The 15,450-nt window shown below is 70.3% G+C and carries 11 protein-coding genes; 4 read left to right on the plus strand and 7 right to left on the minus strand.

Annotation, left to right across the window (positions count from 1 at the left end):
* Positions 1–28: 28 nt before the first annotated feature.
* The 3 genes from ACGGAQ_RS09645 to ACGGAQ_RS09655 form a co-directional block, all read right to left on the minus strand.
* On the minus strand, positions 29–565 hold the full coding sequence (locus ACGGAQ_RS09645) for a hypothetical protein (RefSeq protein ID WP_393046445.1): 537 nt from the start codon (positions 563–565) through the stop codon (positions 29–31).
* The gene (locus tag ACGGAQ_RS09650) at positions 562–1,101 is read right to left on the minus strand and encodes an RNA polymerase sigma factor (protein ID WP_393046447.1); all 540 of its coding nucleotides are present in this window, start codon (positions 1,099–1,101) and stop codon (positions 562–564) included. Before ACGGAQ_RS09650 ends, ACGGAQ_RS09645 begins: the two co-directional genes overlap by 4 nt.
* 90 nt (positions 1,102–1,191) lie before the next feature.
* A complete protein-coding gene (locus tag ACGGAQ_RS09655) occupies positions 1,192–1,812 on the minus strand; it encodes an L-threonylcarbamoyladenylate synthase (protein ID WP_393046450.1) in 621 nt (206 codons plus the stop codon).
* A 132-nt stretch (positions 1,813–1,944) separates the two neighbouring features.
* Here ACGGAQ_RS09655 and dnaE point away from each other — a divergent pair, with 132 nt between their 5' ends.
* The gene (dnaE, locus tag ACGGAQ_RS09660; RefSeq protein WP_393046453.1) at positions 1,945–5,475 is read left to right on the plus strand and encodes a DNA polymerase III subunit alpha; all 3,531 of its coding nucleotides are present in this window, start codon (positions 1,945–1,947) and stop codon (positions 5,473–5,475) included.
* A gap of 58 nt (positions 5,476–5,533) precedes the next feature.
* Positions 5,534–6,730: a hypothetical protein gene (locus ACGGAQ_RS09665; RefSeq protein WP_393046456.1), complete on the plus strand. Its 1,197-nt coding sequence runs from the start codon at positions 5,534–5,536 to the stop codon at positions 6,728–6,730.
* A gap of 40 nt (positions 6,731–6,770) precedes the next feature.
* On the opposite strand, the gene abc-f is transcribed toward ACGGAQ_RS09665, so the two are convergent.
* The 3 genes from abc-f to ACGGAQ_RS09680 form a co-directional block, all read right to left on the minus strand.
* A complete protein-coding gene (gene abc-f, locus ACGGAQ_RS09670) occupies positions 6,771–8,408 on the minus strand; it encodes a ribosomal protection-like ABC-F family protein (RefSeq protein ID WP_393046458.1) in 1,638 nt (545 codons plus the stop codon).
* A 369-nt stretch (positions 8,409–8,777) separates the two neighbouring features.
* The gene (locus ACGGAQ_RS09675) at positions 8,778–9,473 is read right to left on the minus strand and encodes a response regulator (RefSeq protein ID WP_393046460.1); all 696 of its coding nucleotides are present in this window, start codon (positions 9,471–9,473) and stop codon (positions 8,778–8,780) included.
* Positions 9,470–11,053 carry an ATP-binding protein gene (locus ACGGAQ_RS09680; protein WP_393046462.1) on the minus strand — a complete coding sequence of 528 codons (1,584 nt, stop codon included), beginning with the start codon at positions 11,051–11,053 and terminating at the stop codon, positions 9,470–9,472. The genes ACGGAQ_RS09675 and ACGGAQ_RS09680 overlap by 4 nt, the downstream gene beginning before the upstream one ends.
* Before the next feature lie 82 nt (positions 11,054–11,135).
* On the opposite strand from ACGGAQ_RS09680, the gene ACGGAQ_RS09685 reads away from it, so the two are divergent.
* Complete coding sequence (locus tag ACGGAQ_RS09685) at positions 11,136–12,518, plus strand: cation:dicarboxylate symporter family transporter (RefSeq protein ID WP_393046465.1); 1,383 nt, start codon at positions 11,136–11,138, stop codon at positions 12,516–12,518.
* Between the two features lie 261 nt (positions 12,519–12,779).
* Here ACGGAQ_RS09685 and ACGGAQ_RS09690 read toward each other — a convergent pair whose 3' ends face one another.
* Positions 12,780–13,202, minus strand: coding sequence for a hypothetical protein (locus ACGGAQ_RS09690; RefSeq protein ID WP_393046467.1), 423 nt, complete (start codon positions 13,200–13,202; stop codon positions 12,780–12,782).
* Positions 13,203–13,526: 324 nt separating this feature from the next.
* Here ACGGAQ_RS09690 and ACGGAQ_RS09695 point away from each other — a divergent pair, with 324 nt between their 5' ends.
* Positions 13,527–15,353, plus strand: a complete 1,827-nt coding sequence (locus tag ACGGAQ_RS09695) for an alpha-galactosidase (protein WP_393046470.1) — start codon at positions 13,527–13,529, stop codon at positions 15,351–15,353.
* Positions 15,354–15,450 lie beyond the last annotated feature (97 nt).

Here is a 15,450-nt window from a genome sequence, read left to right on the forward strand (position 1 = left end):
GCGCGCCTGCCAGCTCGCAGGGCACGGGTCAGCGGACCACCACGGTGATGGTGTGCTCCCGGCCCTCCTTGGGGATCGTCACGGCGACGGTGCCGGGGCGGACGAAGCGGATGTCCACCACGCCCGCCTCGTACTGCTGGGAGACCAGCTCCGGGCGGTCCACGGTGACGAGCCCCGGCCCGATGCCCTGGATCCGCAGCACCGCACCGGTGGCGAAGCAGAGCGACCGCAGCAGCTCGATCTCGGTCTCGGCGAGCGGCAGGTCGTAGCGGACCGCGCCCTGACAGGCCGGGGTCGCGGCGGTCGGCGGGGGAGTCGTTCGGGGCGTACCCCTTGTCCTGCCTGGTGCGGGCGGTGCCGCGGGCGGACGCCCGCTGGTCGGCGGTGGTCGGGACGGTGACCCGGTGGGCGCGGGGATCGCGGAGCTCGCGGCGGGCGTCGGCGTCGAACGGGTCGAGCCGGGCGGTTGGACGGGCAGCGGCGAGACGGCGTCGGCGCCGCAGGCGGCGACCCCCACGGTGGCCGCGAGGACGACGACGAGCCGGCGGACCGACGCCGCGCTCATCCGGCGCCGAGCCGTTGCCGGACCTGCCGCCGGGCCAGGTGCAACCGGGACTTCACCGTGCCCACCGGAAGGTCGAGCAGAGCGGCGATCTCGGGGTAGCTCAGCCCGAGGACGTCGCGCAGGGCCACCACCTCGGCGTGGTCGGGGTGGACCGAGTCGAACGCGTCGAGCAGATCGAGGCGGGTGCCCGCGACCACGCTGGTCCGTCGGGGATCGGCCTGGTCGGGCACCGGAACACCGCCGGCCTCCAGTCGACAGCGGCGGCGCAGCGTGCGGTACGTGGAGCGGGCCCGGTTGGCGGCCAGCCGGTGCAGCCAGGTGCGGAACGAGGAGCGACCCTCGAACCGGGTGATGCCGCCGGCCAGCGCCAGGAGGGTGTCCTGGCAGGCTTCCTCGGCGTCCTGGCGGTTGGGCAGGAATCGGGCGCACAGCCGCAGCACCTCCGGGCGCACCGCGACCAGCAGGGCGTCCAGCGCCGCCGGGTCGCCCTGCGCGGCGCGGCGGGCCAGGGCGTCGAGATCCGCGGAGTCGGGCATGCCGGGTGTCCAATGCTCGCCGGTGGCCGATTCTCAAGCGTACGGCCGTCGGCGGTGTCCGCCCTCGTCCGGTCCGGCACCCGACCCGCGCTACTCGAAGCGGGAGACGTCGCCGGCGCCCCGGCGCAGGATCTCCGGCTCGGGCCCGGACAGGTCGATCACCGTCGTCGGCTCCTTGCCGCAGTCGCCGGCGTCGAGCACCGCGTCGAGCTGGTGGTCGAGCCGTTCCTTGATCTCCCAGCCCTGGGTCATCGGCTCGTCCTCGCCGGGCAGCGCCAGGGTGCTCGACACCAGCGGCTCACCCAACTCGGCCAGCAGCGCCTGGGTCACCGTGTGCCGGGGTACGCGGACACCGACGGTGCGCTTGCGCGGGTGCAGCATCCGGCGGGGCACCTCCTTGGTGGCCGGCAGGATGAACGTGTAGCTGCCCGGAGTGGACGCCTTCACCAGCCGGAACACCGCGTTGTTGATCTGGACGAACTGGCCGAGCTGCGCGAAGTCCCGGCAGACCAGGGTGAAGTGGTGCCGGTCGTCGAGGTGGCGGATCTGGCGGATCCGGTCCAGGCCGTCCCGGTTGCCCAACTGGATGCCGAGCGCGTAGCAGGAGTCGGTCGGGTACGCGACCAGCCCACCCCCGCGGATCAGGTCGGCAACCTGGCCGATGATCCGGGGCTGCGGGTTCTCCGGGTGTACGTCGTAGTACCTCGCCATGTTCCGAGAATAGTCGTGGGGGAGACGCGGACCACCCTCGGCGCGGACGGTGGAGCCGTCGAGATCACCTCGGTAGGGTAGGTGCCGGTCGGCTCCGACCACCGAGATCCACACCGCCGGGGGGCGCCAGGCATGGCTGATTCGTTCGCGCATCTGCACGTGCACACCGAGTACTCGATGCTCGACGGAGCGGCCCGGCTGAAGGACCTGTTCGCCGAGGCCAACCGGCTGGGCATGCCGGCGGTGGCGATCACCGACCACGGCAACATGCACGGCGCGAACGACTTCTACAACCAGGCGATGGCCGCCGGGATCACGCCGATCCTGGGCGTCGAGGCGTACGTGGCGCCGGAGTCGCGCTACCACAAGGCGCGGGTCAAGTGGGGGCGGCCGGAGCAGAAGAGCGACGACGTCTCGGGTAACGGCGCGATCACCCACAAGACCATGTGGGCGAAGAACGCGCAGGGCCTCAAGAACCTGTTCACCCTCAACTCGCGCGCGTCCATGGAGGGGCACTACGTCAAGTGGCCCCGGATGGACATGGAGCTGATCGCCGAGCACGCCGAGGGCATCATGGCGACCACCGGCTGCCCGTCCGGCGCGGTGCAGACCCGGCTGCGGCTGGGGCAGTTCGACGAGGCGCTCAAGGTCGCCGCGAGCTACCAGGACATCTTCGGCAAGGACAACTACTTCCTGGAGATCATGGATCACGGCCTCTCCATCGAGAGCCGGGTCCGCGAGGGGCTCACCGAAATCGCCCGCAAGCTGGACATCCCGCCGGTCGTCACCAACGACTCGCACTACACGCACGAGGCCCAGGCCACCGCGCACGACGTGCTGCTGTGCGTGCAGACCGGCAGCAACATCGACGACCCGAACCGGTTCCGCTTCGAGGGCGGCGGCTACTTCGTCAAGAGCGCCGACCAGATGCGCGCGGTCGACTCCTCGGAGCTGTGGCAGCAGGGCTGCCGCAACACCCTGCTGGTGGCCGAGAAGGTCGACCCGAAGGGCATGTTCGAGTTCCACAACCTGATGCCGCGCTTCCCGGTGCCCGAGGGCGAGACGGAGGAGTCCTGGTTCCGCAAGGAGACCTTCGCCGGGCTGGCCCGCCGCTACCCCAACGGCATCCCGGAGGGGCACGTCGTCCAGGCCGAGTACGAGCTGGGCGTCATCAACCAGATGGGTTTCCCGTCGTACTTCCTCGTGGTCGCCGACTTCATCCAGTGGGCGAAGAAGCAGGGCATCGCGGTGGGCCCGGGTCGTGGCTCGGCCGCCGGCTCGCTGGTGGCGTACGCGCTGGGCATCACCGACCTGGACCCGATCCAGCACGGCCTGATCTTCGAGCGGTTCCTCAACCCCGAGCGTGTCTCGATGCCGGATGTCGACATCGACTTCGACGAGCGTCGGCGCGGTGAGGTGATCAAGTACGTCACCGACAAATGGGGTGAGGACAAGGTCGCCCAGATCGCGACGTTCGGCACGATCAAGGCGAAGGCCGCGATCAAGGACTCGGCCCGGGTGCTGGGTTTCCCGTACGCGGTCGGCGACCGGATCACCAAGGCGATGCCACCGGCGGTGATGGGCAAGGACATCCCGCTGACCGGCATCTTCGACCCGAAGCACCCCCGCTATGCCGAGGCCGGCGAGATCCGGGGCCTGTACGACTCCGACCCGGACGTCCGCAAGGTGATCGACACGGCCAAGGGCATCGAGGGGCTGATCCGGCAGACCGGTGTGCACGCCGCCGGCGTCATCATGTCCGCCGAGCCGATCATCGAGCACATCCCGTTGATGCGCCGCGACGCCGACGGGGCGATCATCACGCAGTTCGACTACCCGACCTGCGAGTCGCTCGGGCTGCTGAAGATGGACTTCCTCGGCCTGCGGAACCTGACGATCATCGACGACGCGGTCAAGAACATCGAGCTGAACCACGGCCTCAAGCTCGACCTGCTGGGCCTGCCGCTGGACGACAAGGCCGCGTACGAGCTGCTGGCCCGCGGTGACACCCTCGGCGTGTTCCAGCTCGACGGTGGGCCGATGCGGTCGCTGCTGCGGTTGATGAAGCCGGACAACTTCGAGGACATCTCCGCCGTCCTGGCGTTGTACCGGCCGGGCCCGATGGGCGTCGACTCGCACACCAACTACGCGCTGCGCAAGAACGGCCTCCAGGAGATCACCCCGATCCACCCGGAGCTGGAGGAGCCGCTGCGGGAGATCCTGGCGCCCACGCACGGCCTGATCGTCTACCAGGAGCAGGTGCAGCGCGCCGCGCAGATCCTCGCCGGCTACACCCTCGGTCAGGCGGACCTGCTGCGCCGGGCGATGGGTAAGAAGAAGAAGGAGATCCTCGACAAGGAGTTCATCCCGTTCCGGGACGGCTGCCGCGAGCGCGGCTACTCCGACGAGGCGATCCAGGCCGTGTGGGACGTCCTGGTGCCGTTCGCCGGGTACGCCTTCAACAAGGCGCACTCCGCCGCGTACGGCCTGGTGTCCTACTGGACCGCGTACCTCAAGGCGCACTACCCGGCCGAGTACATGGCCGGGCTGCTCACGTCCGTCGGTGACGACAAGGACAAGATGGCGCTCTACCTGTCCGAGTGTCGCCGGATGCGCATCCAGGTGCTCCCGCCGGACGTGAACACCTCGGCCGGGCCGTTCACGCCGGTCGGCAAGGACATCCGCTTCGGCCTGGCCGCGGTCCGCAACGTCGGCGCGAACGTGGTCGCCTCGATCATGCGGTGCCGTCAGGAGAAGGGCGACTACACCGACTTCTACGACTTCCTGTCCAAGGTGGACGCGGTGGTCTGCAACAAGAAGACCATCGAATCGCTGATCAAGGCCGGCGCGTTCGACTCGATGCAGCACCCCCGCAAGGGGCTGCTCGCGGTGCACGCCGACGCCATCGACGCGTACGCCGACGTCAAGCGCAAGGAGGCGGTCGGCCAGTACGACCTGTTCGGCGCCGGCTTCGGTGACGCCGACACCGGCAGCACGACGGTCATGCCGGTCATCGGCGACGGCGAGTGGGACAAGCGCGACAAGCTGGCGTTCGAGCGCGAGATGCTCGGCCTGTACGTCTCCGACCACCCCCTGTTCGGCCTGGAGCACATCCTCGGCGCGGCGGCCGACACCACCATCGCGTCCCTCGCCGAGGACGGTGCGGTGCCCGACGGGGCCGTCGTCACGCTCGCCGGCATCCTCTCCGGGGTGCAGCGGCGGGTCACCAAACAGGGCCGCGCCTGGGCCTCAGCCACCCTCGAGGACCTGGCCGGCGGGGTGGAGACGCTGTTCTTTCCCAACACCTACGAGGTGATCGGGCAGTACATCGCCGAGGACGCCATCGTGGTGGTCAAGGGCCGGGTGGACCGCCGCGACGACACCCCACGGATCATGGCGATGGACATGTCCATGCCGGACGTCAGCACCAGCGCCACCAACAAGCCGGTCACCCTCACCATCCCGGTGCACCGCTGCACGCCGCCGCTTGTGGAACGGCTCAAGGAGACGCTGGTGCTGCACCCCGGCGACACCGAGGTGCACGTCAAGCTGCTCAACGGTGGGCGCACCACCACCCTGCGGCTCGGCCCGTTCCGGGTGGCGGCGACGACCGCGTTGATGGGTGACCTGAAGAGCGTCCTCGGCCCGGCCAACGTGAGCTGACCTGGTCGGCCTCGGGGGATCACCCAATATTGGGCTAAATGTCCTTTATCGTGCTGGGATGATGTCGTGTCGCCGTCTGCGGACCGTGGCCCCCGCCCTGGCACTGGTGGCCGGCCTCGCGTCCTGCACCGACCGGGGCCCCACCGAGAAGGCTGACGCCGCATCGACCCCGGGCGGGGCGACCGCGGCCGGGCCGGCACCGACCGCCTTCGGCCCGTTGGCACCGGGAATGCCGACCTATCCGGCGGCCGGCAACGTCTACGCTGCCGCCGGCCCCGACCAGCTGACCGAGGCGGTACGCGGCGACCGCTCGATGGTGTACGTGCCAAACACCAAGAGCAACGATGTCTGGTTGATCGACCCCGGGACGTACCAGGTGGTGGGGAAGTTCCCCGGCGGCCCGGAGCCCCAGCACGTCGTCCCCTCCTACGACCTGCGGACGCTCTACGTGGCGTCCAGTCAGATCCCCCGGGGTGGCCTGATCCCGATCGACGCCCGGACCGGTGAGCCGGGCGAGTTCCGCAATCTCGAGGACGTCTACAACCTCTACTTCACCCCCGACGGCAAGCAGGCGATCGTGGTCGCCGAGGCGTACCAGCGACTGGACTTCTACGACCTGGCCAGCTGGCAGCGGGTGCGGTCGGTGCGGTTTCCCGAGTGCGGCGGCATCAACCACATGGACTACTCCGCCGACGGCCGGACGATGCTGTTCAGTTGCGAGTTCGCCAACCGGATGCTGGTGCTGGACACTGCCTCCCTGCGCAAGGTGCGCGAGTTTCGCCTCACCCGGACGCCCGACGGGATGCCGCAGGACACCCGGCTGACTCCGGACGGCCAGCACTTCCTCGTCGCCGACATGCGCGCAAACGGGGTGTATGTCTTCGATGGCCTGGCCACCCGGCAGACCGCGTTCATCCCCACCGGCAGGGGCGCGCACGGCATCTACTTCAGCCGGGACGCCCGGCAGGCGTACGTCACCAACCGCGAGGAGGGCACGGTGACCGTGCTCGACCTGGCGAACCTGAAGCGCACCGCGACCTGGCGGATCCCGAACGGCAGCCCCGACATGGGCGGCCTGTCCGTCGACGGCAAGGTGCTGTGGCTCTCCGGGCGCTTCACCGACGAGGTGTACGCGCTGAACACCTCGACCGGAAAACTGCTGGCCCGGATCCCGGTCGGCAAGGGCCCGCACGGCCTCACCGTCTGGCCTCAGCCCGGTCGCTACTCCCTGGGCCACACCAGCAACATCCGCTAGCGGCCCGGCCGGCGTCGTCCGGCCGGGCCGCGACGCCGGCTCAGCCCTGGTCGGGTGCCGCGATCTCCCGCAACTGGCCGTCGGCCAGCCGCAACCAGCGCTGCACGCCGATCTCGGCGAGGAACCGCTCGTCGTGGCTCACCACCACAAAGGCGCCCTGGTACGCGGACAGCGCGCTCTCCAGTTGGGCGACGCTGACCAGGTCCAGGTTGTTCGTCGGCTCGTCGAGCAGCAGCAGTTGCGGCGCCGGTTCGGCGCAGAGCACACACGCGAGGGTCGCGCGCAGCCGCTCGCCGCCGGAGAGCACCCCGACCGGCAGGTTCACCCGGGTGCCCCGGAACAGGAAGCGGGCCAGCAGGTTCATCCGCCTGGCGTCCGGCAGGCTCGGCGCGTACGCGGCGAAGTTCTCCGCGACCGTGCGGTCGAGGTCCAGCAGGTCCAGCCGCTGCGACAGGTACGCGATCCGCCCGTCGGCCCGTTTGATCTCGCCGCCGGCCGGTTCGAGGTCGCCGTTGACGAGGCGCAGCAGGGTCGACTTGCCGACGCCGTTCGCCCCGGTGAGCGCGATCCGCTCCGGCCCTCGGATCACCAGGTCGGCGCCGTCACCGCCGAACAGCTCCCGATCGTCGAAGCGGGCCCGCATCCCCTGGCCGGAGAAGACTGTCCGCCCACTTGGGACGGTGGTGTCCGGCAGGTCGACGGTGATCTTGTCCTCGTCGCGGACCGCCCGGCCGGCCTCGTCGAGACGGGCCTTGGCCGAGCCGAGCCGAGCCGAGTGGGTCTCCTGCGACCTGCCCGCCGACTCCTGCGCGCTGCGCTTGAGCCCACCGGCGACGATCCGGGCCAGACCGGCGTTCTTCAGGTTCTTGGCGGCGTTGCTGGCCCGCCGGTCGGCCCGCTCACGGGCCTGCTGCATCTCCCGCTTCTCCCGCTTGACCTCCTGCTCGGCGTTGCGCAGGTTGCTCTCGGCCACCTCCCGCGCCGCCTGCACCGCCTCGGTGTACGCGGTGAAGTTGCCCCCGTACCAGTTGATCTCGCCTCGTTCCAGCTCGGCGATGCGGTCCATCCGGTCCAGCAGCTCCCGGTCGTGGCTGACCAGCAGCAGGCACCCGGACCAGTCGGACAGCACGTCGTAGAGCTTGTGCCGAGCCTCCAGGTCCAGGTTGTTGGTCGGCTCGTCGAGCAGCAGCACGTCGGGCCGTCGCAGCAGTTGCGCCGCCAGGCCGAGGGAGATCACCTGACCGCCGCTGAGGGTGTGCAGCCGCCGGTCGAGCGCCAGGTCACCCAGGCCGAGGCGGTCCAGTTCGGCGCGGGTGCGCTCTTCGATGTCCCAGTCGTCGCCGATGGTGGCGAAGTGCGCCTCGCTGGCGTCGCCGGCCTCGATGGCGTGCAGCGCCGCGATCCGCTCGGCGACGCCGAGCACCTGGGCCACGGTCAGGTCGCCGACCAGCGGCAGCGTCTGCGGGAGGTAACCGAGCACACCGTCGACGGTGACGCTGCCGCCGCTGGGCGTCAGCTCCCCGGCAATCAGCCGCAGCAGGGTGCTCTTGCCGGCGCCGTTGGGCGCGACCAGGCCGGTGCGACCGGCCGGGACGGTGAAGGACAGCTCCGAGAAGACCGGGGTGTCGTCCGGCCAGGAGAAGGACAGGTTCGAGCAGACGATGTACGCATCAGACATGCGAGTGACCTCAAAGGGTGGGGTGGGCGCGTCCAAGCCGCCCGACGACAACGGGAACCGGTGAAACGACGTCACGGCCACGGCGGCTGCGTGAATCCGCGCCAATCCGTTGCCGAACATGTCCGGTCTCACCCGGAGATGTCGTCGTCACCCGCCATGTCTGGTCTCCCTGGTCGTACCGCTGACCCAACTCGGCCAGTCTAACAACGGATCTTCACCCCGCCACCAGATTCCTGGCGGGGCGGTGCCTCGCGTCAAGATCCGCGCAACATCAGGGATGTTGCTGTCTCCCGTGCGCCGGAGGCAGCAACATCGGCGAAGTTGCGCAGATCTTGGCGCGGAGCGCAGGGCGCGGAGCGCTCGTACCGCTCAGCGGGGGCGGTACTCGACCTCGGGGCGGCCGGGGGTGCCGTAGCGGGGGGTGCGCACCGCGCGGTCGATGGTGACCAGGTACTCCAGGTAGCGGCGGGCGGTCACCCGGGAGATGCCGGTCGCCGCGCTCACCTCGGTGGCGGACAACCCCGCCCCCGGGCGGGATCCCTCGGCCAGCGCCGCGCGTACCCGGTTGAGGGTCTGCGCGTCGAGGCCCTTGGGCAGGCTGTGCCCGGTGGTACCGCGCAGGGTGGCGAACATCCGGTCCACGTCGTGCTGGGCGGTCACCTCACCGTCGGCGAGCGCCTGGGCGCGGTAGTCGGCGTAGCGCTCCAGCTTGTCGCGGAACGCCGCGAACGTGAACGGTTTGAGCAGGTAGTGGGTCACCCCGAGGGACACCGCGGTGCGCACCACCGCCAGGTCCCGCGCGGAGGTCACCGCGAGCACGTCGACGCTGCTGCCGGCCGCGCGCAGCGCCCGGCAGACGTCCAGGCCGTGCAGGTCGGGCAGCCGAAAATCCAGGAGTACGAGGTCCACGTCACCGCCGCCACCCGCGCGCAGGGCCGCCATGGCCGCCCGCGCGGTGTGCGCCACCCCGACGACCACGAAACCCGGAACCCGTTCGGTGTACGCGGCGTGCGCCTCGGCCAGCAGCGGCTCGTCCTCGACGACCAGCACCCGAATGTCGGTCATCGCGGGCCGCCGACCGGCAGTCGAACCGTGAACAGGCTGCCGCCGTCGTCCGAGCGGGCCACCTCGTGACGGCCACCGTGGCGGCGGACCACCTGCCCGATCAGCGCCAGACCGAGACCCCGGCCGCTGCTCTTGGTGGACCAGCCGCGCCGGAACGCGTCCGCCACCCGGTCCTCGGCCAGCCCGGGCCCGCTGTCGGCGACCCGGACCACCAGCTCGTCGTCGACGGCGCCGACGAAGACCCGCACCGTACGCGGCGGGGGCGTGCCGGCGACCGCCTCCAGGGCGTTGTCGATCAGGTTGCCGACGACGGTGAGCAGGTCGTTGGTCGGCAACGGGCTGTCGTCGAGGCGGCAGTCCGGCTCGATGACGAGGTCCACGCCGCGCTCGCCGGCCTGGGCGGACTTACCGAGCAGCAGCGCGGCCAGGGCCGGCTCGGTGACCGCGTCGACCACCCGGTCGGTCAGCTGCTGCGCGTGGGCCAGGTCCCGGGTGCCGAGCCGGACCGCCTCGTCGGCGCGGCCCAGCTCCACCAGCGTGAGGACGGTGTGCAGGCGGTTGGCCGACTCGTGGGTCTGCGCCTGCAACGCCTCGGTCAGCGCGCGCACCGAGTCCAGCTCGCTGGCGAGGGTGCGCAGCTCGGTCTGGTCGCGCAGGGTCAGCACGGTGCCGAGCGGTGCCCCCTCGAAGCGGGCGGTCCGCTGGTTGGCCACCAGCACCCGGTCACCGGCCAGCATGGGCTCGTCGAGGGCGTCGCGCCCGGAGCCGAGCAGCTCGGCCACGGCGGGCGGCAGGTCGATCCCGGCCACCGGCTGGTCGGTGACCGGCTCGTCCGCGTCGAGACCGAGCAACCGCCGGCCCTCGTCGTTGATCAGCGCCACCCGCCGATCGGTGGTAAGCACCACGAGACCCTCGCGCACCGAGTGCAGGACAGCGTCGTAGTACTCGTACATCCGGGTCATCTGCGCCGGTCCCAGGCCGTGGGTCTGGCGGCGCAGCCGGCGGCTGAGCAGCCACGATCCGGTCGCGGCGAGCGCGAGCGCCGGCGCCGCGACGCCGAGCAGCACGGGGAGCTGGCGCAGCAGCTTGCGGTTGATGGCCCGGGTGGTGATGCCCACCGAGACCAGCCCGACGATGCGCCGCTCTTCGTCGTACACCGGCACCACCGCGCGCACTGACTCGCCGAGCGTCCCGACGTTTGTGGTGGTGAACGCGCGACCCGCCAGGGCGGGCCCGATCTCGCCGACGAACGGCTCGCCGATCTGGTCCCGGGTCGGGTGTGAGAAACGGGTGCGGTCGGGGGCCATCACGACGACGAAGTCGGTGCCCGTGGCCAGCCGGGTCGATTCGGCGTACGGCTGGAGGATGCTGGCCGGGTCGGCGGTCGTGAGGGCCGCGCGGACGTCGGGGGAGCCGGCAACGGTCTGCGCCACCGCGAGCACCTCCTCCTGCGCGGCCTGGCGCGAGTCGACGCGGGCCAGCCAGACGGCGCCCGCCGCGCCGGCCAGCACGAGCAGCGTCACCACCACCGCCTGGAGGGCGAACAGCTGCCCCGCGATGCTCCACTGCCGTCGGGCCACCTCCACCACCTCCTCGGGTTTTCGCGGTGAACAGAATGACCGCAAATTTGTCAACGGGTGAGACGCGCTTCACATTGTCGACATGGACACCACCGCATCCACCACCACGGCGGAGCCGTCGGCCCGCCGGGACCGTACCCGTTACCTGTACCTGGCCGTCATCGTGGCCGTGCTCGCCGGCATCGTGGTCGGCCTGGTCGCCCCCGATTTCGGCAAGGAACTCAAGCCGATCGGCACGGGCTTCGTCAACCTGATCAAGATGATGATCAGCCCGGTCATCTTCTGCACGATCGTGCTGGGCGTCGGTTCGGTCCGGCAGGCCGCGAAGGTCGGCAAGGTCGGCGGGCTCGCCCTCGGCTACTTCCTGACCATGTCGACCGTCGCGCTCGCCATCGGCCTGGTCGTCGGCAACCTCATCCACCCCGGCTCCGGCCTGGACCTCGGCCAGGACCTCGCTGGCGCCGGCAAGGCCGCCGCCGGAGACGAGGCCGGCGGTACGACGGAGTTCCTGCTCGGGATCATCCCGAAGACGCTGTTCTCCGCGCTCACCGAGGGTGAGGTGCTCCAGACGCTGCTGGTGGCGCTGCTCGTCGGCTTCGCCGTGCAGACGATGGGCCGGCGCGGTGAGCCCGTGCTCGGCGCGATCGCCCTCGTCCAGCGGGTGGTCTTCAAGGTCCTCGCCATGATCATGTGGCTGGCGCCGATCGGCGCGTTCGGCGCGATGGCGGCCGTCGTCGGCGCGACAGGCGTGGACGCCCTCAAGAGCCTCGCCCAGATCATGCTCGGCTTCTACGCCACCTGTCTGATCTTCGTGCTGGTCGTCCTGGGCGCGCTCCTGTGGTTCGTGGCCCGGATCTCGATCTTCTCGCTGCTGCGCTACCTCGGCCGGGAGTTCCTGCTGATCCTGTCGACGTCGTCGTCGGAGTCGGCGCTGCCGCGGCTGATCGCCAAGATGGAGCACTTCGGCGTGAGCAAGCCGGTCGTGGGCATCACGGTGCCGACCGGGTACTCGTTCAACCTCGACGGCACGGCGATCTACCTGACGATGGCATCGCTGTTCATCGCCGACGCGCTCGGCAACCCGCTCTCCATCGGCGAGCAGATCTCGCTGCTGCTGTTCATGATCATTGCCTCGAAGGGTGCGGCGGGCGTCACGGGCGCCGGCATCGCGACCCTGGCCGGCGGGCTCCAGTCCCACCGGCCCGACCTGGTGGACGGCGTCGGGCTGATCGTGGGCATCGACAGGTTCATGTCGGAGGCCCGCGCGCTGACCAACTTCGCCGGCAACGCGGTGGCGACAGTCCTGGTCGGCACCTGGACGGGCGAGTTCGACAGGGACCGGGCGGCCGGTGTGCTGCGCGGCGACGACCCGTTCGACGAGGCCACAATGCTCGACGACCACGACGAGGACGAGTCGGCGGCACGCAGGGACGAATCGACCGCGCCAGCGGGCGTCCCCGCCTGACCCGGTCGCGGTTTTGATCGACTCGAGTTCGGCGATGTCGGGTTATCCGAGCACGTAGGACACCCCGATATCGCTGATCTCGTGTCGATCACCACCGGGCGTCAAGGACCGATGGTGTCCCTATGGCTGCGGTGGGGGAGGGGCGAGCCAGGCGAGCGGTTGCCCTGCGAGAGCGGCGTCGGCGAGGCGTTGAGCGGAGGCCGTCTTGAGGGCCCCACGCGAGCTGTCGATCCAACGCCTGGTGTGACGCGTCGACAAGCGTCAGCTCATTGCCCCCAGGGCGGCCGCACAGAACTCAGCCGGTGGCAGGTATTCGTGGGCGGCGACGTAGTGGAGCAGCAGCTGAGGTGCGGCGTACACGACGCCATCGCCCTGGACCTCGAATTCGGCGCTCTCGCGGGCGATCACGCCCTGCCGGATGGCTTCCCTGGCGTCCTCGCCCAGGTCCCGGACGCAGATTTCGCAGTAGTGGTACCCGCGTGTCTGGCGGACCCGTGCCTTGGCCAGTGCCGTCAGAGCTGGCATCAACCCGTCCGGGGGAGCGCCGGTCGGGTACGGATGCGCGGCATCCAGCCAACCGACGTTGAGCAGCGGCAGGTCTGGCCACGGCTCGTCGGCTGCCCCTGGCTCGTCCTCGTGCCGCTCCAGGTACGTGTACGGCGTCAGGTCCGCGAAGTAGGTCATGAGCCATACGTACCATCGGCATGCCTCGATCGGGTCGGTGACCCTCCAAGATCGGTTGCGGTTGCGCCGGTCGTTTCGCGACAGTCACGGGCTCCCACTGGCTGGGGGTGGGCGCAGCCGGCGGTCATTACCGGTGGGGGGATGCGGTAGTGAGCGGTATACCGCAGAGTCATATTCATACCTCTGCGGTATACCGCTCACCAGCACATCGGCATGGCTTGCAGCCGACGCGGTCGTCCCTTGATCAAGGCCGTCATGTGTGGACTTGACAGTCGAGGTGTGAGCGTTAACATCGACAACCACCACTGTCTGTCGGGAGGTCCGATGACGCTCGTCCTCGCGCGTTCCACTGCACGGCGGATGGCCGGGCTCACGGCTCTGGTCGTGCTGCTCGCCGTCGGCCTCACCGTCGTCTCCCCGAAGCCCGCCGCGGCCTGGGACAACGGCACGGCGAACACCCCGCCGATGGGGTGGAACAGCTACGACTCGTTCAACTGGAGCGTCACCGAGGCCGACGTCCGGGCCAATACCGACTACCTGCGCGACAACCTGCGCCAGCACGGCTGGCAGTACGTCGTCATCGACTGGGCCTGGTACTACCCGGGCCAGCACAACAACAGCCCCAACCAGGACGCCAACCTCAATCCCCGGCTGCGGATGGACGCCAACGGTCGGCTGCTGCCGGACACCACGCGGTTTCCCTCGGCGGCGGGCGGCAACGGGTTCAAGCCTCTCGCCGACTATGTGCACGCCCAGGGACTGAAGTTCGGTGTCCACCTGATGCGCGGCATCCCGCGGCAGGCGGTCGCGGACAACGTGCCGATCCTCGGCACCACCTGCCGGGCCAACCAGATCAACAACACCACCACCGCGGCCTGGCTCAACCTGATGTGGGGTCTGAACATGTCCAACGCCTGCGCGCAGGCGTACCTGGACTCGGTCTTCCAGCTCCTGGCCAGCTGGGGTGTCGACTACGTGAAGGTGGACGACATCGCGGCCCCGACGTACCGGCAGGCCGAGGTCGAGGGCTACCGGACGGCGATCCAGCACAGCGGTCGGCCGATGGTGCTGAGCCTCTCGCCCGGCGCGACACCGCTGGCCAGTGGCGGACACGTACGGGACAACGCGCACATGTGGCGCATCGTCAACGACCTGTGGGACAACTGGTCGTCGCTCGACGCGCTGTTCGACCAGTTGCGCAACTGGACGCCGTACCGGACGACGGGCGCCTGGCCTGATCCGGACATGATTCCGATCGGGCGGCTGTCGAAGTACGGCCCGGTCGGCGCACCCCGCTACTCCGGGCTCACCGCCGACGAGCAGCGCACCCTCATGACCCTGTGGGCGATCAACCGGGCCCCGCTGATGTGGGGCGGCAACCTGGTCGAGAACCGCGCCGCCGAGCTGGCGTTGATGACCAACGCGGCGGTGCTCGCCGTCGACCAGAACAGCGCCAACAACCGGCAGCTCGTCGGCGGCACCCGGCAGGTGTGGACCGCCGACGTTCCCGGCACCGACCACCGGTACGTGGCGCTGTTCAACCGCGAGAGCGCGACCGCCAACGTCTCGGTGAACCTGGCCGACCTGGGCATCGGCTCGGCCACCGTCACCGACCTGTGGTCCGGTGCCGGTCTCGGCACCGTCACCGGCACGCTCACCCGATCCATCCCCGCCCACGGAAGCGGCCTGTACCGGGTGGCGCCGCTGACCACCGCCCCCACGCCGACCACCTACACGGTGGCCGCGCGGCACAGCGGCAAGCTCCTCGACGTCTACAACGCGTCCACCGCCGACGGCGCCAACGTCGTGCAGTGGGGCGCCAACGGGCAGGCCAACCAGCGGTGGCGGTTCCAGGACGTCAGCGGCGGCTACTCGACGGTGACCAGTGTCAGCAGCGGCAAGTGTCTCGACGTGTACGGCGGGGCGGGCGCCACCGCCGACGGCGTCCGCGTGATCCAGTGGACCTGCAACGGCGGCACCAACCAGCAGTGGCGCGTCGAGGACCTCGGGACCGGCTACGTCAGGCTCGTGGCCCGCCACAGCGGGAAGTGCCTCGACGTGCTGAACGCCGCCACGGCGGACGGTGCTCAGGCCGTGCAGTGGACCTGCGGCACCGGCGCCAGCCAACAGTGGCGACGCACCACCGCGTAGCGCGCCGTCGGCCCTCGCGGCGGTGATTCGGTCGTGAAACGCGCCGCCCGGCGCTACGCCAGCGGGCCAACTGAACGCTGACGGCGGGCGCTGCGGT

Source organism: Micromonospora sp. NPDC047557, assembly GCF_043205095.1.
GTDB lineage: Bacteria > Actinomycetota > Actinomycetes > Mycobacteriales > Micromonosporaceae > Micromonospora.

Coding starts and splice junctions, on each gene's coding strand:
- ACGGAQ_RS09645 (WP_393046445.1), bottom strand. CDS start 565: ATGAGCGCGGCGTCGGTCCGCCGGCTCGTCGTCGTCCTCGCGGCCACC.
- ACGGAQ_RS09650 (WP_393046447.1), bottom strand. CDS start 1,101: ATGCCCGACTCCGCGGATCTCGACGCCCTGGCCCGCCGCGCCGCGCAG.
- ACGGAQ_RS09655 (WP_393046450.1), bottom strand. CDS start 1,812: ATGGCGAGGTACTACGACGTACACCCGGAGAACCCGCAGCCCCGGATC.
- dnaE (WP_393046453.1), top strand. CDS start 1,945: ATGGCTGATTCGTTCGCGCATCTGCACGTGCACACCGAGTACTCGATG.
- ACGGAQ_RS09665 (WP_393046456.1), top strand. CDS start 5,534: ATGATGTCGTGTCGCCGTCTGCGGACCGTGGCCCCCGCCCTGGCACTG.
- abc-f (WP_393046458.1), bottom strand. CDS start 8,408: ATGTCTGATGCGTACATCGTCTGCTCGAACCTGTCCTTCTCCTGGCCG.
- ACGGAQ_RS09675 (WP_393046460.1), bottom strand. CDS start 9,473: ATGACCGACATTCGGGTGCTGGTCGTCGAGGACGAGCCGCTGCTGGCC.
- ACGGAQ_RS09685 (WP_393046465.1), top strand. CDS start 11,136: ATGGACACCACCGCATCCACCACCACGGCGGAGCCGTCGGCCCGCCGG.
- ACGGAQ_RS09690 (WP_393046467.1), bottom strand. CDS start 13,202: ATGACCTACTTCGCGGACCTGACGCCGTACACGTACCTGGAGCGGCAC.
- ACGGAQ_RS09695 (WP_393046470.1), top strand. CDS start 13,527: ATGACGCTCGTCCTCGCGCGTTCCACTGCACGGCGGATGGCCGGGCTC.